General features: G+C 47.2%; 1 protein-coding gene. It reads left to right on the top strand.

Annotated features, from left to right (window positions below; all coding sequences use genetic code 11):
* On the top strand, positions 1-562 hold a 562-nt coding region (locus N1032_RS27015), incomplete at both ends, for a hypothetical protein (RefSeq protein WP_259543776.1).

Here is a 562-nt window from a genome sequence, read left to right as displayed (position 1 = left end):
AGGCGCAATCAGAGGCACAAGCACAGCCTACTCCAGAGCCTGTTGCTGAGCCTACTGGGCCAGATGTTGCTGGACTTAGTTCTGCTGCCCGTAATGAGGCTGCTGTTGCTCAGCATAGAGCTGATCTGGAAAGAGCTAGACGAGAAGCTGAGGCTTCTGCTCAAGCAGAACCAGAGGCTACTAAACCGTCTCCGGATCAAAATATTGTTCGTACTCCTACTAGACCAGAATCTCGTCCAGAAGGTACTCCTGCTACTTGGAAGAACAAAGATTTTGATATGCCTATTGAGCATGTTTCTGATGAAGCTACCGGATACTCTAAGGTTCGTTCTGCTATTTTAGACTCTAATGGCCAGATTACTGGATACGGTAAAGACACTTTTGTTCCTACACATGAGATTGTCCATCCAGAAGGCAGTGCTAAAGCTCCGAAAGTTGAAGAACCTTCTACAGCTACTCCTCAACCAGATCAGGCTTTAATTCGTGAGCCTACTCGTAGACAAACTGAACCTACTGTTGAAGAACAAGCTGCGGAACCTGAAGAAGCTCCAGCTCCTAAGTC

It is taken from the genome of Herbiconiux daphne (genome assembly GCF_024979295.1).
Classification (GTDB): Bacteria; Actinomycetota; Actinomycetes; order Actinomycetales; family Microbacteriaceae; genus Herbiconiux; species Herbiconiux daphnes.
This window is presented reverse-complemented; position numbering and strand designations above follow the sequence as displayed.